This is a genomic window from Enterococcus hermanniensis (assembly GCF_001885945.1).
Lineage (GTDB): Bacteria > Bacillota > Bacilli > Lactobacillales > Enterococcaceae > Enterococcus_A > Enterococcus_A hermanniensis.
The window spans coordinates 133,694-156,124 of sequence record NZ_JXKQ01000003.1 but is presented as its reverse complement, the minus strand read 5'-3'; the positions used below and the strand labels follow the sequence as shown (position 1 = coordinate 156,124).

Genomic DNA, 22,431 nt, shown 5'->3' with positions numbered 1-22,431 from the left:
ACGAGGTGAAAAAATGGAAATACCTTTTTATAAGATGCAAGGTGCAGGAAATGATTTTATCTTGATTGATAATCAACCTTTAGGCTTTTCAAGTGAAGAATTGGCAAAATTTGCACTACGAGTTTGTACGCGCCGTGTTTCAGTCGGTGCTGATACATTAATCGTGATCGAAGCACCTCGTGGTGAAGGGGATTTTTATGCGCGTTTTTTCAATGCAGATGGCTCAGAAGCTGAAATGTGTGGGAATGGTGCAAGATGCGTAGCGAGACTTGCTTATGAACAAGGGTTAGCTGAGGAATATATGTTGATCGAAACCATTGCGGGAACCGTCCCGGCTGAACGGCTTGACCAACGAACATATCGTGTGCAATTAAACTCACCAACAATTTTTGAAGCAGATAAAAAAATCGAGCTAGATGGTCAAGTAGTAACCGTTGATTATGTTGAATTAGGTGATCCCGGAATTCCACATTTAGTGGTGGCCTTACCAAATCTAGCAGAAACAGAACGTGAGACTATTTTTGATTTTGCACGTAAATTACGAAATCATAGTGCTTTTGTTAAAGGCGCGAATGTCAATTTTTATGATATTTTAGCGGATCAAACAGTTATTGAACGCACCTATGAACGCGGTGTAGAAGATTTCACTTTAGCATGTGGAACTGGAACTGGCTCAACTGCTTATGCCTTAACAAAAAAAGGATTAGTTAGTGAAAATCCAGTGAATGTCGAAGTACTTGGCGGAAACCTGAAAGTGACGCTCAAAGACGAAAATTTGTATCTAATTGGCGATACAAATCTAGTTGTTAAAGGAACTATTCTCGATGAGGATTTAATGATGAGTTAAAAATAGAGAAACTGTAACTAATGCTTCTTTTTTAGTTACAGTTTCTTTGTGTTATTAGAAGTGATGGCACTTGATTATTTAGATTTAGAGAAATATGATAAACAGATAGTCAATATTAAAATCACAGGATAAGAGGTGTAGCATGGAAACGAGGCTTTTACGGTATTTTTGGACCGTTGCTCAAGAAGGAAATATTTCTAAAGCGGCTAGATTATTAAATATCACCCAGCCAACATTGAGTAGGCAAATCAAAGAACTAGAAGAAATGCTTGGAACCTCTGTGTTCAATCGCGAAAAAAATAAATTAAGTTTAACCACTGATGGTCTATTCTTAAAAGAAAGAGCCGAAGAAATTCTTAGTTTGGACGAAAAACTAGAACAAGCTTTTTTTGATCGGAGAAATGAACAGTTGAGTGGGCATTTTTCAATCGGGTGTGTCGAGGCGGATAATTCAGATACGGTAGCAATGATGATCGAAGAATTGATTAGTGACTATCCTCAAGTTAAATTTAACTTAGTTACGGGTACAAGTGACGATATCGTGGATCGGTTAGAAAAGGGTATTTTAGATTTAGCCGTATTGTTAGAGCCAGTATCCTTAAATGAAGTAGAACAGTTACGACTTCCGAGAGAAGAAAAATGGGGAGTGATCGTTTCAAAAGAACTATTCATTGCCCAAAATAATCAAATCAATCCAGAGGATATCAAGGGGATGCCACTCTTATGTTCGAATCGTCAAGAAGTAAAAGAGCTGTTGTGCGAATGGTCTGGCATGTCTTTAAGTGAGTTGAACATTATTGGAAATTATAATTTATTGTTCAATATACTACCGTTAGTTGAGAATCGAGTAGGAGCGGCCTTCGCTATCGAAGGAGCACTGTATAATCGGCAATTAGAGAATCTAATTTTTTTACCTTTAAATCCGGAAGTAAAAACACAATGTGTCTTAGTATGGAAAAAAAGAGTTCAAACCCCCTTAGTTCAAGAAATCATTAAACGATTTAAATATGCTTTTCAAGCATAGAGGTATTGATAATAGGAATTAGACGAATAGTACGGAGAGTCTTACAATGGATTTATTCATTGTAAGGCTCTTTTTTAAGGAGGGATCATGGAAACAGTTATTATTTTTTTCTCAAAATCTGGGGAGAATTTTATAAACGGGAAAAAGCAAACAATTTTAGTTGGTAATACAAAATTTTTGGCACACAAAATCAATGAACAACTAAATGTTCCGCTGTTCGAATTAATTCCCCAACGTGTTTATCCTAAGGAATATAATCACTTACTCAAACAATCAAAGTTAGAAAAAGAAACTGCTCAAAAAGTTAAGTATCAACAGTTGTTCCTTGATTTAAAAAAAGTTGAAACAATTTTTTTAGGCTTTCCCAATTGGTGGGGAAGTTACCCTGAGATTGTCAAAAGCTTTATACAAGATAACGACTGGGAGAATAAAGTAATTTATCCATTTTGTACTCATGAAGGCAGTGCAATGGGGTCGAGTATTGAGGACCTAAAAAGGGATTGCTCAGGAGCAAGCATCCATACAGGTTTACCGGTCTATGGTTCTCGGGTCAAGAAAGCTGATTTAGCAATCAGCAATTGGTTACTAGAATATAGGAATCAGTGATTTATGAAAGGATGAAAATACATGACAAAATATGAAGAAGTAAAAAATGGTATCATTTTTCCAAGTGGTGAAAAAAATGAGGCTTATGCCCAATATTTTATTGGCCAAAGCTATTTGAAAACATTGATCGCCGATCCAGAGATTAACGTAGGAGTAGGAAATGTAACATTTGAACCTGGCTGCCGCAATAATTGGCATATCCATCATGATGGTTATCAATTATTATTAGTCACTGGTGGTGAAGGTTGGTACCAAGAAGAAGGTAAAAAAGCTCAGTTTCTCCAAGCCGGTGATGTAATCGTGACTCACGATGGTGTAAAACATTGGCATGGTGCAGCAAAAGACAGTTGGTTTGAACATCTTGCAATTACAGCAGGAACACCAGAATGGTTAGAACCAGTCAGTGATGAAGTGTACGATAAATTGGAAAAAGGAGCGGATTAAAATGAAAAAACAAACGGCTGGAAGAGAACAATTAGGAGAATTTGCGCCACAATTCGCAGCTTTAAATGATGATGTTTTGTTCGGTGAGGTTTGGGCGCGAGAAGAAAAATTATCTGCTCATGATCGTAGTATGATCACTTGTTCTGCGCTCTTAGCAATGGGAGCGCCGCAACTGGAGGCACATTTAAAAATTGCTAAACAAAATGGTGTTACAAAAGAAGAAGTAGTGGAATTGATCACTCAACTAGCCTTTTATGTTGGTTGGCCCAAAGCATGGAGTGCTTTTTCATTGGCTAAAGAGTTGTTTGAATAAATTTTTTTAGTTTTGATCCTAAAATTACAGCAGTTAAGATTGAAAACAAAAGATTTTAGTAACGAGAGGAGACGATTATGGAGTATACGAAATTAGGAAATACGGGATTGGATATATCGAGAATTTGTTTAGGCACGATGGGCTTTGGTGATCCTAAAAACTGGATTCATAAATGGGTCTTGGAAGAAGATGATAGCCGTCCATTGATAAAGAAAGCACTTGAATTAGGTATTAATTTTTTTGATACTGCTAACGTGTATTCGCTCGGTCGAAGTGAAGAGATAATAGGCAAAGCTTTAAAGGATTACGCCAAAAGAGATGAAATTGTATTAGCAACCAAGGTTCAGCAAAAAATGTTTGAGGGTCCCAATGGTCAGGGATTGTCGCGAAAAGCAATTATGGCTCAAATAGATCAAAGTTTAGCAAGACTCCAGACAGACTACGTTGATTTATACATTATCCATCGCTGGGATTACCAGACTCCCATTGAGGAAACGATGGAAGCACTTCATGATGTAGTGAAAGCTGGTAAAGCCCGCTATATTGGTACTTCATCGATGTTTGCCTATCAATTCCAACAAGCCAATACGATTGCTGAAAAAAATGGTTGGACAAAGTTTGTTTCTATGCAAAATCATTTAAATCTTATTTATCGTGAAGAAGAACGAGAAATGCTTCCGTATTGTCTTTCCGAAAAAATTGCCTTAACTCCTTATAGTCCATTGGCTTCAGGAAGATTGATAAGAGATAAAACCGAAACGACGACACGTAGCCAAACGGACTATGTGCAAAATAATAAATATGATTTGACAGCTGACAAGGATCAACTCATCATTGATCGAGTAGCGGAATTAGCGAATAAATACGAAACTAACCGAGTGAATATCGCTTTAAGTTGGCTTTTACAAAAACAACCCGTTGCTGCTCCAGTGATTGGAGCAACAAAAATGAGCCATATCGAAGGTGCAGTTGAAGCAGTAGATTTCAAACTTGCTGCAACCGATATCGCTTACTTAGAAGAACCATACCTTCCACATACGATTATTGGACATGTATAGTATAAAAATAATTAATTAGCCGTACTGAGAGGAGAACAGCAAAATGATTTTACAAGAAACTTATGAATTAAATAATGGCATCCACATTCCTAAAGTAGGATTTGGGACTTGGATGATCGATGACAAAGCGGTTGTTCAAGCGGTGAATGATGCACTTGAAATCGGATACCGTCATATCGATACCGCACAAGCATATGAAAATGAGCGTGGGGTCGGTGAAGCCATACGGACTTCTGGAATTGAACGTTCAGAGATTTTTCTAACGAGTAAAGTAGCTGCGGAACACAAGACTTATGAAACAACTGCTCGTTCAATTGATGAATCTTTAGAAAAACTAGGACTAGATCATATTGATTTGATGATCATTCATGCACCACAACCATGGGCTGAATTTAGAGAAGCGAATTATGATGCCGGGAATGTTGAAGCTTGGAAAGCATTAGAAGATGCACAAAAAGCTGGAAAAGTTAAAAGTATCGGACTTTCAAACTTTAATCAGCATGATGTAGAAAATATTTTAGCTCATGCTACGATAAAGCCTGTAGTCAATCAAGTCTTGGCTCATATTTCTAATATGCCGTTTGAATTGATCGACTACTGTAAAGCAAAGGATATTTTAGTAGAAGCCTATTCTCCCGTTGGACATGGCGAACTGTTGAAGAATCCTGAATTAAAGAAAATGGCTGAAAAATATGACGTTAGCGTTCCACAATTGGCTATCCGTTACTGTATTGAATTAGGACTATTACCTTTGCCAAAATCAGCAAATAAAGATCACATCAAAGCAAATGGGAAACTAGATTTTCAATTAACAAAAGAAGATATTGCGTTTTTAACTAAGGTGAAGCCGATTGCTAATTATGGTGAATCAAGCGATTTTCCGGTTTACAATAAGAAATAGCCACTATTTTTACAAATGAATACTGCTTAGGATCAACAACTCACTTCTATCAGAAGTGAGTTTTTTTGTGCAATCAAAAAATCATATATGCCACCTATCGTGAATTTTCTACCACTTATCGAGTAAACCTATCATTTTAAATAAATCTCATTAGAATAACCACTATACATAAATAGAAAAGAGGAACTTATATGCTTGTTATGGAAGCAAAGAATCTGTCAAAAGTGTACGGCAAAACGAATGCTGTACAGAACTTGAATTTGCAAATAAAGGCTGGAGAACTTACCGCGTACTTGGGGACTAATGGTGCAGGTAAGTCAACCACGATTAAAATGCTAACGGGAATACTAAAGCCGACTTCGGGTTCTATTTACTATCAAGGAGAAGTCTTAGATCAAGTTGCTCGTGAAAAATTTGATCAAAATCTGGGTGTTGTTTTTCAAGGAAGCGTTATGGACAATGAACTATCTGTTCAAGAAAATTTGCTGATACGCGCAGCTTTGTATAAAGATATCTCCAAAGATGAAGTGAAGAAGTTAATGGCGAAAACAGGTGTGATCAGTTATGCCCAAAAGAGGTATGGCGATTTATCTGGCGGAATGAGAAGAAAAGTTGATATCACTCGAGCATTGATCAGTTCACCTAAAATATTATTTCTAGATGAACCCACAACTGGATTAGATGCACAATCCCGAGAAGATATTTGGCTGATGTTAAATCTCTTAAAAAAGCAAAATAATTTAGCTATCTTTCTAACAACCCATTACTTGGAAGAGGCAGAAGAAGCGGATAATATTTATATTTTAGAACAAGGAACGATTATAGAAAGTGGATCTGCGCAGCAACTCAAAAAAAACTATGGGCAGCAAAAATTAAGTCTATTCTTAACAGATAATCCAAACTCTTTAATAGACGCATTGAAAGAAAGACATTACAAAGTTGAGCAAGAAGAAGAGAAAGTAACCGTTTATGTAAAGGGAAAGAATGAGGCAATCAAACTATTAAGCCAATATGGTGAAAAAATTACTGATTTTAGTTATCAACCGACCGATATGACTGAAATATTTTTAGCTTTAACAGGAAGGAAGCTGCAGAATGAAGGCAATCGCTAAACGAAATTTTATTTTATATTTTAAAAACCCGACAAATATACTTTTTTCATTGATGGGTTCCTTGATTGTATTTTTTTTATATATTCTTTTTATCAGAAATAATATGATCCAGCAATTTAACCACATACCCAATGGTCCAGTGATCATGGATATGTGGTTAACCGGTGCTCTTTTGACGGTTACGGCTATGACAACTGCTTTTTCTACATTAGGACAATTAATTCGAGACAAAACAACCAATAAGTTTATGGATTTCAAAATTACGGGAACCAAAGCTTTTGATTTGATTTTAGGTTACTTTTTTAGTGCTTTTGGAGTAGCTTTTGTCATGCAAATTTTAGTAGCAATCATTAGTTTGAGCTACTTCTCAATGAAAGAAACACTGTTTTTAACCAGTCATTGGTTAGTAAAAACAGTAGTTTTAATGTTATTAAGTTCATTTGCTGCAACTGCGATGAGTTTGCTGCTGTGTTCCTTTATTAAATCAGAAGCAACACTCAGAACATTTAGTAGTATTTTAGGAGCATTATCCGGTTTTATCACCAGTGCTTATGTACCAATCGGATCCCTTTCAGGTCCGGCACATACAGTCATTAAGCTCTTCCCACTGTCATATGCTACGTCATCATTTAGAAAAGTCTTTATGGAAGGTGGATTAGCTTCATTACCTTCCGCTGAAAAGAACTATTTAAAAAATTACTTAGGTTACGGCTATAACTGGAATGGACTGATTAGTAGTTGGAAATTAGATCTAGCTGTATTAGTGGTATTTTCTATTGTTTGTTTAATTGTGGTATTCTTATTCAGTAAACGATTAATAGAAAGTACATTGTCAGGAAGGAATCAATGAATTGGATATACAGTTTATTAAAAATGAAGAATTGAATGAAGATGAAATTAAGGTAATGATTCAATCACTCCATTATGATGACAAAGTAAACTACCTAAAAAAATACTTAGAAGAATTTTCTTATAATCCAGTAAAGATATTGATCGATACAAAAGGGAGAACAGAAAAATTCAAAGTAAAAACGATTGTATATATTGAAGTATTAGGTGATTATAGTACCTTTCATCTATTAAATAACCAATTTAGTGTTAGGAAGAGTTTAGCTCAACTAATCGATCTATTGGATTCTAACCAATTGATTCAAGTATCTAGAAATACTTTATTGAATATCGAATCCATTGTTCATATTGAAAGTAGCTTTTCTGGCAATATGAAGGCAGTATTAGCAACCGGTGATACCATCATAGTTAGTCGAAAATATTGGAAAAAATTAAAGGAAGTTTTATATGATTAAGAGTATAATGGGTGAATTATTTAGACGTGGGACAAAAGCAATAGGGGTTGGTTCGGTCTGTTTAATCATAAGCAAGCTCATCGAACACGCTCCAGCAGTTATCACCTGGAGAGAATTTGCAGCTTTCTCATTGATGAGCTGTCTGATTGGATGGTATACATTGATTTTTGAGGTTGAATCGTTGACGTATTATGTCTTGTTTCCTATTCATTTGCTGCTTTCTTTTGTTACTAGTTCATTGGTTCAATCTTATTTAATAGCTGATTTTAAGCTGTCTAAGTGGCTGAGTTTCTTTCCGGGCTTTCTCATTATATATTTACTGGTTTGGTTATTCATCATTATCAGACGAAAATTAGTTGTTGAGGTAATCAATCAGAATTTAAGAAGGTAGAATAGCTAAAAACTTGCTAGTAAAGAGAGATCGACGGTATTTTTTTGACAACGATTCTCGATTTATGCGCGTTTTTTAAGTGAATTTAAAAAGGAAACAGTTCAATCATTGATGATTGAACTGTTTTTTTTAGGCTTAAAAGCGGGTCTTAATTTAATCGTCACAGCATCTTTCAAAATGGTATACTAACAACGTGCATTTAAATCAAGACATAGTCTTGGACTGGTTCGTAAACTTCCCAGGTAAAAAAACTAAGTATCTCTCATAGATTGGAGGTTGGAAATAATGCGAAAAGTAATTATTGATTGTGATCCGGGTATTGATGATATGCTGGCGCTGTTGTTAGCGATTCAATCACCAGAGATTGAAGTAGTAGCAATCACCACTGTTTGTGGCAATGTGCCGGTCGAACTAGGCTCACAAAACGTGATCAAATGTTTAGAGCGAACCGATCGACTGGATATCCCGATCTTTCAAGGGGCTAAGCAGCCATTGAAGCGTGATTTTGTCAGTGCTCAAGATACTCATGGTATGGATGGTTTGGGCGAAACGGATATTTTGATCCAAAGTGATAAAAAGATTGAACAGCTGCCTGCTGCAAAATATTTAGCTCAAACGTTCAATAAACCAACAGAAATTTCTGTCATTGCGCTAGGTCCGCTGACGAATATTGCGCAAGCCTTGTTGCTGAATGAGTCGCTAGGAAAAAATATCGATCGTTTTGTATCTATGGGTGGAACATATAAAAGCCATGGAAACTGTTCACCCGTTGGTGAGTATAACTATTGGTGTGATCCAGATGCGGCAGCGCTAGTATTTGAAAAGCTTGGTAAGATAATCGAAATGGTAGGACTCGATGTTACGAGAGAAATCGTCTTTACGCCAACGATTCTTGAATATTGTTGGCAAATGAATCCTGAAATGGGGCATTTTTTGGCAGCTATTACCCGTTTTTATTTTGATTTTCATTGGAAACAAGAACGTATTTTGGGCTGTGTCATCAATGATCCATTAGCTATTGCCTATTTTATCGATGATTCTCTCTGTCAAGGTTTTGAAAGTTATACAGTTGTAGAGACCCAAGGAATCAGTTTGGGTCAAACATTAGTTGATCACCACCAGTTTTGGCAAAAGGCACCCAATAGTAAAATTTTAACAGCTGTCGATTCTCGTCAGTTCTTCACGAAGTTTTTGACCGTTCTTTTAAATGCACAAAAAGAAACGATCGAATCAGATTTAGAAAAACTTCAGATGGGATGATGATAGATGAAACGCACGATGAATGATTCAAGTATAAATATCAGAATAGTAACAATGACGGCCCTATGTATCGGGATCAATTTTTTAGGTGGTTCAATCGCTTTGCTTTTACGATTGCCGATTTATCTTGATAGTATTGGGACCATTTTTGCGGGAGCAATCGGCGGGCCTGTCGTGGGACTTGTTACAGGACTTTTAAGTGGGTTATTGAGTGGCATTACAACAGATGTTTTCTCGTTGTATTATTCACCAGTCCAAATTGTTACAGGGTTACTTGCAGGATTTTTATTAAAAGGAAAGTTAATCAAAAAAGGTTCATGGAAGATTCCTGGCTTAGCATTTTTACTTTCATTTCCGGGCACTTTAGTTTCATCGTTCATCACGGTGTCTTTATTTGGCGGGATCACCTCGTCAGGGTCGAGCATGATTGTTCAAATACTGAGTGGTCTAGGTATGACTCAAACAGTGAGTGTTGTTTTGGTTCAAATGGGTACCGATTATTTGGACCGATTACTATCTGTCTTGGTCGTAGTGGCAGTTATAGCAATATTACCTAAACGTACTTTATTTTTTAGTAGGCTATAAGAATAAAAAACGCTTCAGTTACTAGTTTTCAATCTAGTAACTGAAGCGTTTTTTTATTTTAGATTCAGCCTTTTTGATAATTAATAGGATCGATTATAAAAATTTTTAGTAGGCATCCAGTTTAAATATTCCTAATTCCATAAGATAATAAACGTTATATTTTTTCGTTATAAATTTGTAATTTTATATTGTCGTTTAATAAGACAAAAGTCAAATTAAAATATTTCGAATAAATATTATACTGATTGTATAGCAGAAAACAATGCGGTTTTGAATAAAAAAGGAAGATGAATAGTAAAGTGGAAAATCTGGTTTGTTTATTGCTGTTTTTTTTAAATTAAATAAATGTAATTTTAAAAAAATAATAGAATGATGTTGTATTACTGAAATAAAAAAGGAGTGTTTATATGAAAAGAAAATTATCACTGGTTAGTATTGTGCTATTCTTGGGTATTCTAATGTTTAGCCCACTTACGATCAATGCAGATAAAAAAACGAATCAATTTGAATTACAAACAGGTGGACCGTACTTAACAATCGGAGATAACACTGATTATACATATCCAGAAGGATTTTTAACTGTTCATCGTTTCTTCATTAAAGATCAACCTGATACCGCTTTGTTTTGTTTAAATTGTGAAGTACCCACAGGCGCTGGAAATATTTATGTTGATTCTGGAGAAGTGGACAACATGGCGGTTTCTTGGTTATTAAAAAATTTTAATGAGAAGTACCCAACAGCACCCAGTCCGGACAAACAATCAAAATCTTTTAATAATGATTATGCTGCAACTCAAATAGCCATCTGGAACAATACAAATCCTGAGAATTCGTATGTTACTGATAATGCAGAGGTTTTCAAATTAAACCCGGAAATTGATCAGTTAGCTAAAGAAGCTAAAGAGCATTTGAATGATATTAAAACGACTGATTATCTTAAAAGTTTATCCCTTAATTTGGAAACTAAGTTAGATAATAATACACAAAAAGAAATCGATAGTGGATATCGCTCAAAAACAAAAATGACTATCGAATCAGCAAGTACGTTCGATTCAAGTGAGATGGATGTAGATGTTCAATTTAATAAACCTCACTTGTTTGTAGTTTCTGATAATAAGAAAGAAGATATTACTGATAAAGAGGGTGTAAAAATTGCTCTAAATCAGGAAGAAAGTGAAGTAGATATTCATTTATCACAAGAATATTATGACTCATTGCCGCGAAAAGCTGAATTAATGCTATCCATTGATGCTAATATTACAGCGGATAATAATCTAGCCACATATTTTGATACTTCCAAAGGCGAAACAGTCGATCAACGCTTAGGAGTATTCCATAAACAAACACTGTCAACCGTTTTGAATGGTACTGATGCTTTAACAATCGTAAAGAACGAAAAAATTGATATTACAGGTAACAAGACATGGGAGGATGGAAATAACCAAGATGGTAAGTGACCTAACTCGATTATTGTTAATTTACTAGCCGATGGAGTAAAAGTTGATTCAAAAGAAGTAACGCAAGAAAATAATTGGAGCTATCAGTTTAATGATTTACCAAAATATAATGAAGATAAAGAAATTAATTATACGGTAACTGAAAATGACGTTCCTGAATACTCGGCAACCATAGATGATTTTAATATAGTAAATACGTATAAACCAGAGATGACCCTAATTAAAGGAAAAAAAGTTTGGAAGGATGGAAATAATCAAGATGGTAAACGACCTAACTCAATTATCGTTAATTTATTAGCCGACGGTGTTCAGATCGATGCAAAAGAAGTAACTGCGCAAGATGATTGGGCATACAGTTTTGACAATTTACCAAAATACAACACTGGAAAAATAATCGATTATACAGTCTCAGAAAATACTGTTCCTGAATATCAATCAGCTATCGAAGGAACCACTATCACAAATACTTACGTTCCTAAAGTTATCGACATAAATGTCAAAAAAGAGTGGCGTGATACTAATAATCAAGATGGTATTCGCCCCGAAAGTATCGATGTCCAATTATATGCACATGACAAAAAAATAGGTCGACCTGTTACATTAACTGAAGAAAATGGGTGGACTCATACTTGGGAAAATTTACCCGAAAAAGAAGATGGAAAGACGATCGAATATTCAGTTAAAGAAGTTAGTGATGTACCCGGATATGAATCAGGCCTCAAACAAGAAAATAAAACTGATATTGTGATTACAAATACTCATATACCTGAAGTGACAAAAATAGCAGGTAAAAAAATGTGGAACGATCATCAAGATCGAGAAGGTAAACGCCCAGAAAAAATAACTATAAATTTATTAGCCGATGGATTCAAAGTAGACTCGCAAGAAGTAACTGCACAAGACAATTGGACCTATAGTTTTAACAATTTACCAAAATATAAGGCAGGTAAATTGATTCAGTATACTGTCACAGAAAATACGGTTCCCGATTATTCGACGCATATTGATGGAACAACGATTACTAATGAATATACCCCTGGAAAAACGAGTATTACAGTAACTAAAGCTTGGGATGATAACAATAATCAAGACGGTATTCGTCCAGATAGCATTAGTGTTCAATTCTATGCGAATGGTAAAAAAGTTGGCAAAGTGGTTGAGCTGAATGAGAAAAACAATTGGACCGTGACAAAAGAAGATTTAAAAGAAAAAGAAGCTGGAAAAATGATTGAATATACTGTAAAAGAGGTAGGGAAAGTTGAAGGCTATGAAGTCTCGATCAATAATGATAATAAAGGCAATATAATCCTTACGAATACACATACTCCAGAACAAACGCCCAAAAAAGACGACAATAACTCGACACCGTCACTTAATACGAAGGAGAGCTCGACGAATTCTCCAGTTTCAGGATCAAAGACGGTTGAAGGTACAAAAAATCTTCCTTCTACTGGTGAAAAAAATAATAACTGGTTAATAATTATAGGAAGTATTTTGATTCTATTAGTAGCAGTCTATCTATGGATAAAAAGAAAAAAATAAGCACTAAAAAAGAGATCTGAGAGGATCTCTTTTTTAGTGGAAAAATAAAGAGCAATCTATAAATAAATTTTTAGCAAGTACCTTTATAGTAACCAGAATTATTTGTAGCTCTTTCTTTTAATGATCAAGCATCTACAGCTAGATCATTAATATTGTTTAGTTTAATGTTTTTTATTGCTGTACTACGATCTAAGTTTAACAGGGCGTGATAAAGCTCATTATGAATTAAGGTATTATCGGAATAAGATTCTAGATGCAGGATCTGGGTACTTAAATAAGCACTTAAATCTGTTTGTATTTCTTGATACCATCGTATTAAAAAAGGATTATGTGACATTTCAATCATTTTATAGTGAAACTGTAGATCAGCAGTCACATAAGCAGAAAATTTGCCATCTGCTAATAAAGTATTTCGCTCATATAGAATCTCCTTTAATTGCAACATATCTTCTGTTTGATAACCATTTTTGATGATAAGATCAACAGCTTTAACCTCTAACATTTCTCTCGCATCTAATAATTGAGTATTTGAGAACGTTGAAGCAGTAGTATTTTTGATATATGTTCCTGACCCGTGTCGCACATCAAGTACATTTGAGAAAGATAAAATTTTTACTGCTTCTCGTAAAGTCGAGCGTCCGACATTTAGTGTTTTTGATAATTCAGTTTCATTAGGTAATTTGTCACCGACAGTCAATTTATTTTTATCGATATAAATCATCATTTCGGAAATTGTCTTATTGACTAGACTTCTGTTAGCCGCCATTTTTATTGGTCACCTTTCTACTAGGTAATAATATAGTTAATACAAGTATAAACAGAATGCCTGTAATAATCGAGTAGATGAGATAATTTAAATTATTTGTAGAATCAATGATCACCCCAATGAGGATAGGGATGACACCGCCAATCATATAGCCAAATGCTTGGACCATACTCGTCCAAATACTAGCTTCTACCGGCGAGTGTACAAATTTTAAAGGCAATAAAAGAGCGATGGGAAATAATCCACCAGCACTAAAAGCTAATAGTAAAACGGCAAATAGAAATATCCCTAAGCTATTATATCTACTCAATAAAAGCATTCCTATGAGCATTGAAAGAGAACAGATATAGATCCAGATTTTATCATTGTCAAATTTGTCCATGATAGTTGGAATGATGAAACTAAAAGCCATTTGCATAGCAGTAAAAGTTGTTAGTAAGAGAACACTTTCTTGATTTGAAAGTTCTTTAAACTTGAAGAATTCAACAAACCAAGTGATAAGACTATAAAATATTCCGGATTGGATGCCGAAAAACAGGGCCATTTTCCACGCAGTAGTATTTCTTCAAGGTAAACGAATTTTTTGATTAACTGGCATAATCGATGAAGGTGTATCATCAGAAATTTTATTTTTCCAAAAGATTGCTGAAATCAGGGATAAGCTTCCCCAAATGGCTAAAGACTTATTCCAGCCACCATCAAAGTAATCTGCTAAAAATAAAGCGAAGCCCGAAGCAAAAGTGGATCCTAAACCCATTGCTAGCGAATAAACGCCAATCAACAGGCCTGAATTTTCAGGGAATTCTTGTTTGATGAATCCTGATAAAAGAGGGCCGATAATGGCCACACAAAAACCGATAATAAAGGCTGTGAATAGTAAATAGAAATAATTAGTGAACAGTCCACGTGATAAAGTGCTGATACCTAATAATAATAATAGTAAAAAAATACTACTTTTTTTACCAAATTTTTGTTCAAAAAAAATAACGCAAAATGCAAAAATACCCATACAAATTACTGGGATACTGGTAAGTAAGCTAGCTTGGAAATTAGTGAGCGCCAAGTCTTTTTTTATTACCGTGATGAGTGGTGAAACACTAGAAATTCCTAATCTTAGATTAAAAGAAACCATAAAGATCAGTAAAATATAGTTGAAGTTTTTTTTCATGAGAGCCTCTTTCTATATGCAAAAAGTGATATGATGACTTATAAATCATCGTATCACTTTTGCATGTATAATTCAATTAATAATTTTTTTCACTTGTTCACACCCAAATCCTATTTAAAGTATCAAAAAGGAGCGATTTGAATAAATAAAAGAGGGTAGATGATTAATAGAGGACTTAAATATAAGAAAATTTTTTTTGACGATTTACACTAGCTTATTCATGAGGATCGTGTTCCAATCAAACTCACTGGAGTATTGTAAGTAAATTGATTGCCGAGAATAAGACGATTATTTCTAAAGCTGTGAATTATCAAGTCAAAAAAATTATTGCCAATTGTTTTAAAACAAATATGGAACCTTTATTATCAATAGTGATGTGTATGAAGAAGGTGTGAGGGATTCTAAATATAGAAGACAATGATCAACTATTTTTCATGTTAGGTGTATATAAATAAGAATATCTTTTTTAAAGATACGTCTATTTTTATAGATTTAAATTAAAAACGTATCTCTTTACCGAGATACGTTTTTTTATATAAAAATTAAGATTAAACAGACCATTTTCTTCGTTTAGAATTAGCTAAATAGGGTTGAGGAGTAGGATAAGAGATCAATTCTATCGTTGCCCCCCAAGGAGTTTTGCAATAACAAAATTTATTTCCTTCACCGGCTTCTACTCCTCCAAGATCGATGGGATCAGCATTTCTTTTTCCACCAAATTTTTCAACCTGTTCGACTGCTTGGTCGATGTCATCAACAACAAAGGCGACATGCTGCCAACCAAAATCTGATGGATTGATGGGTCCGTGTTGATCTGGACCTGAAAATTCAAATAGTTCGATTTGCGGTCCATTTGGCAAGCCAATCATTCTGATAGCTCTTTCGGCCATATCCTCGGGAATTCCCAATCGTTTTTTGGTAAAATCAGAATCTCTTATCGGTTCCGTTTTTTGATAGGTATCATAGATAATTTCCGCATTTAAGGCATTAATAAAAAAATCAGTTGCTTCTTCTAAATTAGGAACAGTTAACCCAATATGATCAATACCATGGATATTATTTTTCATAGTAGATGCCTCCGAGTACTATTAAGATAGTTAATATATATTTACTATAAATGATCGTAAAAAAATAGCAAAATAATTGGTTTGATTGTTGTTTTAAGATACTTTAAATAGAAGAAAAATCAGCCTATCAATTTTTACATCTTTTATATTAGAATTTAAAGGTAAAAAAATTCCTATTTCTAACGGGAGATTGATCGTAAAGAAGACTAAGACCTGAATAAAGTTAAAATGATTCGTGTTACTTAAAGGTGAAAGGAGAGATTGAATTGGTTCAAAATAAATTGATTGCCCATGTATTACTATTCACAGAAAAAGGCTATTTGGTGATTAAAAGAACTGAAATTAAAGGGGGAGAAGAAAATGTTTATCCTGGTTATTGGGATATTCCAGGTGGGACTGTAGAGGACGGAGAAATGCCCCAAAGTGCTGCAATACGAGAAGTTTTTGAAGAAATTGGTCAGTAAGTTGAACTTACTAAAATCATTCATGAAGATAGTCATTATGACAAAAAGAAAGAGATTATTTTTACACGTTTAGTTTATCTAGGTAAACTAATTGATTTTAGATCTATTCAGTTAGATCCCGAAGAGCATACGGAATACAACTTTATCTTTGAATTAAATAATGAAGAGAATTTTGTCGACTACCTGAAAGAAATTTTTGATTGTATGTAATATTCTGTTCTATAGAAAAAGGCACATTGATATGTGCCTAAACTGCTATTTGATTGCTACGATACTATCGATTTCTACTTTGAATTTAGGATGGATCAAGCCGGCTACGATCACCAATGTCATTGCTGGTTTATTATCCCCATAAAAATTACTTAATACATTACTAAGTGGACCTAAAAAATCAGCATTTGTTAAGTAGACATTCATTTTAACAATATTTTTAGAAAGTGTGTGATTCTCTAAAATGATAGCATTGATTTTTTCTACAACAAGTTCAATTTGTTCGGTGATATCCTCCGGGATATAGTCATCTTTTTGTGGTGTTTGACCAGAAATAATTAACAAAGGTGAATCTGTGATAATACTGTTAGAATAAATAGTCATAAAATTTCTCCTTTTAGAGGATCAGAGCATAAAACGCTAAAATACTAGCAGTTAAAAACATACAAGCGAACAAGCGCTTGTATGTTTTAGGTTGGGTTTTTATCAAAGTACTCATCAATACAATTATTTATTTCATCAAAATCTTTAGTCATAAAAAGTCTCGCGGGTACTTTAATAATTGGAAGATCATTTTCATTTTCGAAAGGAACAAACGGATCAGGAACGACTAAATAATCTACTTTATCCTTGTCTCTGATATAATTTGTCGAAACAATGTAGTCATCTGAAAAGTATTTTTTTAAGTCTTCGTTGTTTTTGATCAGTGGTACTGATGAAATTGAACCATAATTGATACCAGAACTGACTGTTAATACAAAACATAATTTTTTCATAGTTTCCCTCCCTTATATAAACAATTTTAGAATAATGAAAACGTTTTGTAAATGGTGTTTGAGATATAAGAGCAGTTATTCTATCCAATAATTGACGACAGACAAAACATGGAGCGATTCTTATTTCATCGCATGCTTTCTTATGTAATTAAGAAGGTATTCAATTGGAATAGATTGTTATTAAAATGAAAGAACTAATTTTCCATGTGTGTGTCGAGCCATAGAAGCCGCAATCGCTTCTTTAAAGTTTTCTATTGGAAAATTATTTTCAATTGGAACCTGGATTTTTCCAGAAGCAACCGCATGGATAACCAATTCCATATCTATTGGTGTGGCATTTGAACCGGTGGCATAAGATACGCCTTTTGGAGGCTCTGGAAAACCAATGATAGTCGATAATTTATGGGGTGATACACCTAATTCAATGGCTGCATCTAACGCTTCATGACTATACAAATCGATTGTAGCAGTAATATTTTTATCAGCTAAACGTTTAGCCAAACCAGGACCATAAGTAACTTGTTCTGCTCCTAAAGAAGAAAGAAAATTACTCGTGGCATTTGAAGCAGTACCTATGACTTTTGCGCCTTTTATTTTTGCTAATTGGATTGCAAAAATTCCAACACCACCGGCGGCTCCTCCAATCAGAACAGTATCATCTTTTGTAATCGCTGCTTTATTTACAGCATCAATGGCTGTACCGCCAGCAATTGCTATTGTCGCAGCTACCTCATCTGAAACCGCATCGGGTGTTAAGTAAAGTTGATTTGGTTGGACTAAAATATATTCTGCGGCACTTCCTGTCATAGTGGAACCAAAAACACGATCACCAACTTTAAACATTGAGTCTTTAGGACCGACTGCGGTAACGATACCTGAAAAATCATATCCAAAAATTTGCGGTAATTGAACACCAAAGTTTGTTGCAAGCTCTTTATTCGACATAATGAGCCAATCCATAGGATTAAGACCAATAGTTGTTACGTTTACTTTAATTGTTTCTGCTGTTACGGTCGGTTCAGCAAGTTCGATTAAGTTTAAAACTTCAAGTCCGCCAAAGTCATTATATTGTAAAGTTTTCATATCTTGATTCTCCTTTTAAGTTTTGATAAAATGTCATAAACTGACATTGAGAGTATTTTAGAACAGGGAAGGTTATATGTCAACAAAAAATGTCGTAGTATGACATTTTTAGGAAGGGAACGGCTATGAAAAGTAAAGAGAAACTTCAAACGGCGGCAATGTCGTTATTTATGAGTCAGGGTTACGACCAAACAACGATCAAAGAAATCGCTGCGCTTGCTGGTGTTACGGAAAGAACATTTTTTAGACAGTTTAAAGACAAGGCAGATGTTTTATTTGAACGAGATAATCCGTTGTATCAAGAAGTATCGACTTACATTGATGAAAATTATGAAGAAAGTTCTTCCATAATCAATTTATTGATGCACTCTTTGAAGAAGGTCAAAGTCTTTGATCAAAATAGAAATCGTACTATGATGCGGTCTAAAATTATCGAAGAACATCCCGATTTAATAGAACGAGAGCTATTAAAAATGCAAGAAATGAAGGAATGTATATGTAATCAAGTTGTTATTTTAAAAACTAAATTTGAAATTATAGAGATCGAATTGGCAGTAGGGGTTGCCTTTCAAATTTTTGAATTAGCTTTTCAACAATGGTTAAAAAATGAAGAAATTGATTTTTCAAGCAGTATGGAAATGGTTTGGGAAAAGTATCAGCAATTGATTATTGAAGCAGAAAATAGTTGACGTAATATGAAAAGCATCGAAATTACTTTTGAAAGTAATCTCGATGCTTTTTATGTGTTAAAGCGATATCCGCTACCCCACAAGGTTTCAATCGGTAATTCAGTTAAGTTAGTTTTTCTCAACTTTTCTCGAATTCGTTTAATGTGGACAGTGACCGTGGCTACTTCTGTATCTAAGACATCAAAATCCCAAATCCGTTCAAATAATTCCTCTTTACTCCATACTCGATTCGGATGTTCCATCAAAAATAAGAGTAATTGAAATTCTTTATTAGTAAAAATGATTTCTTCTTCTAAAACATAAACCTTATGAGCATCGATATTGATTGAAATATTAGCTAGCTTAATCATTTTTGGTTGATAATTATTTCCACGTAACAATAGATAACGATTCATATGAGCCTTTACTCGCGCAACGAGCTCGTTAGGACTAAAAGGTTTGATAATATAATCATCTGCTCCTAAACCAAGTCCGCGAATTTTATCAATGTCTTCTGTCTTTGCTGAAACAATAATCAAAGGTGTTTGTTTTTCTTCTCGGATCGCTTTACAAATCTCAAATCCGTTCATGCTAGGGAGCATAATATCTAAAATAATCAAATCAAAGTCTTGTTCTAAAGCTATTTTTAAACCAATTTTCCCATCGCACTCAATAGTAACGTCCATATTATTGATTTCTAAATAATCCTTTTGAAGTTCTGCAATACTCGGATCATCTTCGATAATTAAAATAGTTGCTGTCATTAGTTGGCCTCCTTCGTTAAGGGCATTCGGATTGTTACGACCGTGCCTTTACCTTGATCGCTAGCGATGGAAATGTTTCCTTTATGATGCTCAATGATTTGTTTAGCAATACTTAATCCTAAACCACTGCCTTTAATAGTTGGCGTACGAGACTTGTCCGTTCGATAGAATCGATCAAAAAGGTGAGGCAGTTCTTCTTTAGCAACTCCAATTCCGTTATCAGTAATCGTGAGAATTAGATCATTAGAGGAATAAGTGACAGAGATTAAAATGATCAATCGCTCTTTTTCAGCATGAGAAAATTTTATACTATTTTGAATTAAATTAGTGATTACACGTTTTATTTGAATCTCATCCATAGTAACAACTAAATTTTTATCTGGAACGTCTATTATTACATCGATGTCTTTTTCCCAACGATATTCTTCTAAAATTGGTTGAATAAATGAACTAAAATCTATGGGTTTCATTTCATAAATCGAGTGATCCAAATCGAGTTTTGAATAAAAAAACAGCTCTTCGATCAACTCATTCAGAGCAATACTTTTTTCATAAATCACTTTTAAATAATGCTCCTTTTTTTCGTCAGTATTCGCTACCCCATCTATAAGTCCCTCAACGTACCCCAAAATAGAAGTAACAGGGGTTTTTAAATCATGAGAAATATTGGCTATCAATTCTTTTCGACTATCTTCATCGATGTCTTTTTCCTGTTTAGCTGCTTGTAAGTCTTGCCACATTTGCTCAAAACTGATTTGTAATTGTTTTACTTCAGAGGACAGCTTTTGTTGATTTTTTGTAGTAAAAGGATTGGTAGTTAACGCAGGATCACTAATTTTTTTTGATGCTTTTTCTAAAGCTTCTAATGGTTCGATAGTTGTTTTAGTTAATCTTTTATTGATATACCAAGCAGCAAAAAAGGCTATCACGATAATCAAAATAACTACCCAAATGATCCATCGCGTGATGAATTCGAAGAGGTTGCTTTCTCTTTTTAGAATAATGAAACTTCCTTTACTTCCATCTAAATATTGAAAATCAGATTTAACATAGTGATACAGTCGTCCCGCATTATCTAAAGTCCCTGTTGGCATAAAATTATTCATTTCATAGTCAGGACTATGAACGATCAAAGATTTTTCCACTAGATCCTTTGAATAATAAGGAAAGGAAGCATTTTTTCGAATAACCACTTCTAAGCCTTTATCTTCAATTGAATGAATTGTTTCTGATAATTCGTCACTCATGGGAAGGGCAAGTAGTTCAGGAGAGCGATTGACTAATCGATCTAGTGCGATATAACTATCTTCTTCTGTTTGAGTCAACGGTCGTTGTTTCGTCATCATTTTATAAGCTTGTGGAATACTAGGGACAGTCCCTGAAGTAATATAAAATGCCAAAGAAAGGACCACTAGTACAGCACTCAGTGTAATAATAATGGCACTTATATAGGAAATAAAAAACCGTCGCTTGATCGTCATGACATAGGCTCCTTTATTAGTAACATTTCATTTAGTGTATCGGAAGGAATCAGGAAAGGCGAACGATTTACTTTAAACGGTGAAAGAGTTTATATTTTGTTCATATTTCAGACAGAAGCAGTTTAGAAAGGAATGCTATCCTAAATTTATCCAATAGAAAAGAGGGAACAGTTATGAAAAATAAATTATTGTTAGGATTGATGTTAACGACGATTGGCGTAGTTGCATTAGCAGGTTGCAGTGAAGCAAATCCTACTAAAAAAGCAGCTGATACCGCAACAGCCACAAGTGCCCAAAAGGAAAATTCCACTAAAGGGGACAAACTAACGACTATTTTAGCAAAAACAGATTGGCAAGGAACACGCGTATATGACAAAGATAATAATGATTTAACAGCAGAAAATGCTAATTTTATAGGATTAGCAAAATACGATGGTACAACAGGTCATTATGAATTTTTTGATAAAGAAAGTGGTGACAGCAGAGGCGATGAAGGGACATTCTTTATAACAGCAGATGGGGCAAAACGCATTCTAATTTCATCATCACAAAAGTACCAAGCCGTTGTAGATTTGACCGAAGTAACTAATGAAAAATTTACTTATAAAAGGATGGGTAAAGACCAAAATGGGAAAGAAGTTGAAGTCTTTGTTGAGCATGTTCCATATGAAGAAGAAAAACTGTCCTTTACAAATGAACCTCAAAAATTAAAGACGAGTACAGGAGAAATTGTTACAAGTGAAGATGGAAATCAACTATTAGGCAAAACGTTATGGAAGGGTACAAAAGTAGTAGATGAAGACGGAAATGATCTCACAGCTGAAAATCAGATGTTTATTAGTTTAGCTAAGTTTGATGATGCAACAAATAAATATGAGTTTTTTGATAAAGATTCAGGTAAGAGTCGGGGTGATTTTGGTTACTTTAAGGTATTAGACCATAATAAAATTCGTGCCCATGTTTCTTTAGGCGAGAATAAATATGGTGCTGCATTCGAATTGACTGAGTTAAATGACAAACGATTTACCTATGCTCGGATGGGAAAAGACAAGGCTGGTAAAGAAATCAAAGTTTTTGTTGAGCATGAGCCATATACTGGAAAATTATCGCCAGAATTCACCTTCTAAAAATGAAAGGAGA

At 34.4% G+C, this 22,431-nt stretch carries 26 protein-coding genes, 2 pseudogenes and 1 riboswitch; of the genes and pseudogenes, 19 read left to right on the top strand and 9 right to left on the bottom strand.

Going from position 1 to position 22,431, the window contains the following annotated elements:
- Window positions 1-13: 13 nt before the first annotated feature.
- The 16 genes and pseudogenes from dapF to RV04_RS04595 all read left to right on the top strand — a co-directional run bounded on the left by dapF (window position 14) and on the right by RV04_RS04595 (window position 12,844).
- Complete coding sequence (dapF, locus tag RV04_RS04670) at window positions 14-847, top strand: diaminopimelate epimerase (protein ID WP_071857306.1); 834 nt, start codon at window positions 14-16, stop codon at window positions 845-847.
- A gap of 142 nt (window positions 848-989) precedes the next feature.
- The gene (locus RV04_RS04665; protein WP_071857305.1) at window positions 990-1,871 is read left to right on the top strand and encodes a LysR family transcriptional regulator; all 882 of its coding nucleotides are present in this window, start codon (window positions 990-992) and stop codon (window positions 1,869-1,871) included.
- 87 nt (window positions 1,872-1,958) lie between these two features.
- The gene (locus tag RV04_RS04660; protein WP_071857304.1) at window positions 1,959-2,477 is read left to right on the top strand and encodes a flavodoxin; all 519 of its coding nucleotides are present in this window, start codon (window positions 1,959-1,961) and stop codon (window positions 2,475-2,477) included.
- 21 nt (window positions 2,478-2,498) lie between these two features.
- Entirely contained in the window at window positions 2,499-2,921 is a 423-nt protein-coding gene (locus tag RV04_RS04655; protein WP_071857303.1) for a cupin domain-containing protein, read from the top strand.
- Window position 2,922: 1 nt separating this feature from the next.
- A complete protein-coding gene (locus tag RV04_RS04650) occupies window positions 2,923-3,234 on the top strand; it encodes a carboxymuconolactone decarboxylase family protein (RefSeq protein WP_071857302.1) in 312 nt (103 codons plus the stop codon).
- Between the two features lie 77 nt (window positions 3,235-3,311).
- Window positions 3,312-4,292 carry an aldo/keto reductase gene (locus RV04_RS04645; protein WP_071857301.1) on the top strand — a complete coding sequence of 327 codons (981 nt, stop codon included), beginning with the start codon at window positions 3,312-3,314 and terminating at the stop codon, window positions 4,290-4,292.
- 43 nt (window positions 4,293-4,335) lie between these two features.
- Window positions 4,336-5,193 carry an aldo/keto reductase gene (locus RV04_RS04640; protein WP_071857300.1) on the top strand — a complete coding sequence of 286 codons (858 nt, stop codon included), beginning with the start codon at window positions 4,336-4,338 and terminating at the stop codon, window positions 5,191-5,193.
- Between the two features lie 191 nt (window positions 5,194-5,384).
- The gene (locus RV04_RS04635; RefSeq protein ID WP_071857299.1) at window positions 5,385-6,305 is read left to right on the top strand and encodes an ABC transporter ATP-binding protein; all 921 of its coding nucleotides are present in this window, start codon (window positions 5,385-5,387) and stop codon (window positions 6,303-6,305) included.
- Window positions 6,289-7,155, top strand: coding sequence for an ABC transporter permease (locus RV04_RS04630; RefSeq protein ID WP_071857298.1), 867 nt, complete (start codon window positions 6,289-6,291; stop codon window positions 7,153-7,155). The genes RV04_RS04635 and RV04_RS04630 overlap by 17 nt, the downstream gene beginning before the upstream one ends.
- Window position 7,156: 1 nt before the next feature.
- Entirely contained in the window at window positions 7,157-7,609 is a 453-nt protein-coding gene (locus RV04_RS04625) for a LytTR family DNA-binding domain-containing protein (RefSeq protein ID WP_071857297.1), read from the top strand.
- Complete coding sequence (locus RV04_RS13675) at window positions 7,602-8,000, top strand: DUF3021 family protein (protein ID WP_071857296.1); 399 nt, start codon at window positions 7,602-7,604, stop codon at window positions 7,998-8,000. Before RV04_RS04625 ends, RV04_RS13675 begins: the two co-directional genes overlap by 8 nt.
- Window positions 8,001-8,216: 216 nt before the next feature.
- A riboswitch (PreQ1 riboswitch) is annotated at window positions 8,217-8,261 on the top strand.
- 24 nt (window positions 8,262-8,285) lie between these two features.
- Window positions 8,286-9,260 (top strand): nucleoside hydrolase, encoded by a 975-nt coding sequence (locus RV04_RS04615; protein WP_071857295.1) that lies wholly within the window; start codon window positions 8,286-8,288, stop codon window positions 9,258-9,260.
- Between the two features lie 18 nt (window positions 9,261-9,278).
- Entirely contained in the window at window positions 9,279-9,845 is a 567-nt protein-coding gene (locus RV04_RS04610) for an ECF transporter S component (RefSeq protein WP_071857449.1), read from the top strand.
- A 407-nt stretch (window positions 9,846-10,252) separates the two neighbouring features.
- Window positions 10,253-11,302: a Cys-Gln thioester bond-forming surface protein gene (locus RV04_RS04605; RefSeq protein WP_071857294.1), complete on the top strand. Its 1,050-nt coding sequence runs from the start codon at window positions 10,253-10,255 to the stop codon at window positions 11,300-11,302.
- Window positions 11,303-11,311: 9 nt separating this feature from the next.
- A pseudogene (locus tag RV04_RS13670) lies at window positions 11,312-11,488 on the top strand (Cna B-type domain-containing protein); the annotation flags it as partial.
- 24 nt (window positions 11,489-11,512) lie between these two features.
- Window positions 11,513-12,844, top strand: coding sequence for an EF2685/EF0750 family sortase-dependent surface protein (locus RV04_RS04595; protein WP_071857293.1), 1,332 nt, complete (start codon window positions 11,513-11,515; stop codon window positions 12,842-12,844).
- Between the two features lie 124 nt (window positions 12,845-12,968).
- Here RV04_RS04595 and RV04_RS04590 read toward each other — a convergent pair whose 3' ends face one another.
- The 4 genes from RV04_RS04590 to RV04_RS04580 form a co-directional block, all read right to left on the bottom strand.
- Window positions 12,969-13,610 (bottom strand): FadR/GntR family transcriptional regulator, encoded by a 642-nt coding sequence (locus RV04_RS04590; protein WP_071857292.1) that lies wholly within the window; start codon window positions 13,608-13,610, stop codon window positions 12,969-12,971.
- Window positions 13,600-14,154 carry an MFS transporter gene (locus RV04_RS13480; RefSeq protein ID WP_245791042.1) on the bottom strand — a complete coding sequence of 185 codons (555 nt, stop codon included), beginning with the start codon at window positions 14,152-14,154 and terminating at the stop codon, window positions 13,600-13,602. The genes RV04_RS04590 and RV04_RS13480 overlap by 11 nt, the downstream gene beginning before the upstream one ends.
- Before the next feature lie 21 nt (window positions 14,155-14,175).
- The gene (locus RV04_RS13475; RefSeq protein WP_245791041.1) at window positions 14,176-14,778 is read right to left on the bottom strand and encodes an MFS transporter; all 603 of its coding nucleotides are present in this window, start codon (window positions 14,776-14,778) and stop codon (window positions 14,176-14,178) included.
- A 548-nt stretch (window positions 14,779-15,326) separates the two neighbouring features.
- Window positions 15,327-15,845, bottom strand: a complete 519-nt coding sequence (locus RV04_RS04580; protein ID WP_071857291.1) for a VOC family protein — start codon at window positions 15,843-15,845, stop codon at window positions 15,327-15,329.
- A gap of 266 nt (window positions 15,846-16,111) precedes the next feature.
- Here RV04_RS04580 and RV04_RS04575 point away from each other — a divergent pair.
- Window positions 16,112-16,519: pseudogene (locus RV04_RS04575) on the top strand (NUDIX hydrolase).
- A gap of 45 nt (window positions 16,520-16,564) precedes the next feature.
- On the opposite strand, the gene RV04_RS04570 reads toward RV04_RS04575, so the two are convergent.
- The 3 genes from RV04_RS04570 to RV04_RS04560 form a co-directional block, all read right to left on the bottom strand.
- Window positions 16,565-16,903, bottom strand: a complete 339-nt coding sequence (locus RV04_RS04570; RefSeq protein ID WP_071857290.1) for a RidA family protein — start codon at window positions 16,901-16,903, stop codon at window positions 16,565-16,567.
- Window positions 16,904-16,989: 86 nt separating this feature from the next.
- The gene (locus tag RV04_RS04565) at window positions 16,990-17,295 is read right to left on the bottom strand and encodes a hypothetical protein (protein ID WP_071857289.1); all 306 of its coding nucleotides are present in this window, start codon (window positions 17,293-17,295) and stop codon (window positions 16,990-16,992) included.
- A 180-nt stretch (window positions 17,296-17,475) separates the two neighbouring features.
- Window positions 17,476-18,378 carry an NADP-dependent oxidoreductase gene (locus tag RV04_RS04560; protein ID WP_071857288.1) on the bottom strand — a complete coding sequence of 301 codons (903 nt, stop codon included), beginning with the start codon at window positions 18,376-18,378 and terminating at the stop codon, window positions 17,476-17,478.
- Window positions 18,379-18,503: 125 nt separating this feature from the next.
- Between RV04_RS04560 and RV04_RS04555 the strand changes: the two genes are divergently transcribed.
- Window positions 18,504-19,067: a TetR/AcrR family transcriptional regulator gene (locus RV04_RS04555; RefSeq protein WP_071857287.1), complete on the top strand. Its 564-nt coding sequence runs from the start codon at window positions 18,504-18,506 to the stop codon at window positions 19,065-19,067.
- Between the two features lie 50 nt (window positions 19,068-19,117).
- Here the strand turns inward: RV04_RS04555 and RV04_RS04550 are convergent, their stop codons facing one another.
- Window positions 19,118-19,810, bottom strand: coding sequence for a response regulator transcription factor (locus tag RV04_RS04550; protein WP_071857286.1), 693 nt, complete (start codon window positions 19,808-19,810; stop codon window positions 19,118-19,120).
- The gene (locus RV04_RS04545) at window positions 19,810-21,153 is read right to left on the bottom strand and encodes an ATP-binding protein (protein WP_071857448.1); all 1,344 of its coding nucleotides are present in this window, start codon (window positions 21,151-21,153) and stop codon (window positions 19,810-19,812) included. The genes RV04_RS04550 and RV04_RS04545 overlap by 1 nt, the downstream gene beginning before the upstream one ends.
- A gap of 311 nt (window positions 21,154-21,464) precedes the next feature.
- Here RV04_RS04545 and RV04_RS04540 point away from each other — a divergent pair, with 311 nt between their 5' ends.
- The gene (locus RV04_RS04540; protein ID WP_071857285.1) at window positions 21,465-22,418 is read left to right on the top strand and encodes a DUF4822 domain-containing protein; all 954 of its coding nucleotides are present in this window, start codon (window positions 21,465-21,467) and stop codon (window positions 22,416-22,418) included.
- The last annotated feature ends 13 nt before the right edge of the window (window positions 22,419-22,431 follow it).

Bases quoted from the DNA above. Each gene is read 5' to 3' on its own strand.
- dapF (WP_071857306.1), top strand. From the start codon at position 14: ATGGAAATACCTTTTTATAAGATGCAAGGTGCAGGAAATGATTTTATC.
- RV04_RS04665 (WP_071857305.1), top strand. From the start codon at position 990: ATGGAAACGAGGCTTTTACGGTATTTTTGGACCGTTGCTCAAGAAGGA.
- RV04_RS04660 (WP_071857304.1), top strand. From the start codon at position 1,959: ATGGAAACAGTTATTATTTTTTTCTCAAAATCTGGGGAGAATTTTATA.
- RV04_RS04655 (WP_071857303.1), top strand. From the start codon at position 2,499: ATGACAAAATATGAAGAAGTAAAAAATGGTATCATTTTTCCAAGTGGT.
- RV04_RS04650 (WP_071857302.1), top strand. From the start codon at position 2,923: ATGAAAAAACAAACGGCTGGAAGAGAACAATTAGGAGAATTTGCGCCA.
- RV04_RS04645 (WP_071857301.1), top strand. From the start codon at position 3,312: ATGGAGTATACGAAATTAGGAAATACGGGATTGGATATATCGAGAATT.
- RV04_RS04640 (WP_071857300.1), top strand. From the start codon at position 4,336: ATGATTTTACAAGAAACTTATGAATTAAATAATGGCATCCACATTCCT.
- RV04_RS04635 (WP_071857299.1), top strand. From the start codon at position 5,385: ATGCTTGTTATGGAAGCAAAGAATCTGTCAAAAGTGTACGGCAAAACG.
- RV04_RS04630 (WP_071857298.1), top strand. From the start codon at position 6,289: ATGAAGGCAATCGCTAAACGAAATTTTATTTTATATTTTAAAAACCCG.
- RV04_RS13675 (WP_071857296.1), top strand. From the start codon at position 7,602: ATGATTAAGAGTATAATGGGTGAATTATTTAGACGTGGGACAAAAGCA.
- RV04_RS04615 (WP_071857295.1), top strand. From the start codon at position 8,286: ATGCGAAAAGTAATTATTGATTGTGATCCGGGTATTGATGATATGCTG.
- RV04_RS04610 (WP_071857449.1), top strand. From the start codon at position 9,279: ATGAATGATTCAAGTATAAATATCAGAATAGTAACAATGACGGCCCTA.
- RV04_RS04605 (WP_071857294.1), top strand. From the start codon at position 10,253: ATGAAAAGAAAATTATCACTGGTTAGTATTGTGCTATTCTTGGGTATT.
- RV04_RS04595 (WP_071857293.1), top strand. From the start codon at position 11,513: ATGACCCTAATTAAAGGAAAAAAAGTTTGGAAGGATGGAAATAATCAA.
- RV04_RS04590 (WP_071857292.1), bottom strand. From the start codon at position 13,610: ATGGCGGCTAACAGAAGTCTAGTCAATAAGACAATTTCCGAAATGATG.
- RV04_RS13480 (WP_245791042.1), bottom strand. From the start codon at position 14,154: ATGGCCCTGTTTTTCGGCATCCAATCCGGAATATTTTATAGTCTTATC.
- RV04_RS13475 (WP_245791041.1), bottom strand. From the start codon at position 14,778: ATGAAAAAAAACTTCAACTATATTTTACTGATCTTTATGGTTTCTTTT.
- RV04_RS04580 (WP_071857291.1), bottom strand. From the start codon at position 15,845: ATGAAAAATAATATCCATGGTATTGATCATATTGGGTTAACTGTTCCT.
- RV04_RS04570 (WP_071857290.1), bottom strand. From the start codon at position 16,903: ATGACTATTTATTCTAACAGTATTATCACAGATTCACCTTTGTTAATT.
- RV04_RS04565 (WP_071857289.1), bottom strand. From the start codon at position 17,295: ATGAAAAAATTATGTTTTGTATTAACAGTCAGTTCTGGTATCAATTAT.
- RV04_RS04560 (WP_071857288.1), bottom strand. From the start codon at position 18,378: ATGAAAACTTTACAATATAATGACTTTGGCGGACTTGAAGTTTTAAAC.
- RV04_RS04555 (WP_071857287.1), top strand. From the start codon at position 18,504: ATGAAAAGTAAAGAGAAACTTCAAACGGCGGCAATGTCGTTATTTATG.
- RV04_RS04550 (WP_071857286.1), bottom strand. From the start codon at position 19,810: ATGACAGCAACTATTTTAATTATCGAAGATGATCCGAGTATTGCAGAA.
- RV04_RS04545 (WP_071857448.1), bottom strand. From the start codon at position 21,153: ATGACGAAACAACGACCGTTGACTCAAACAGAAGAAGATAGTTATATC.
- RV04_RS04540 (WP_071857285.1), top strand. From the start codon at position 21,465: ATGAAAAATAAATTATTGTTAGGATTGATGTTAACGACGATTGGCGTA.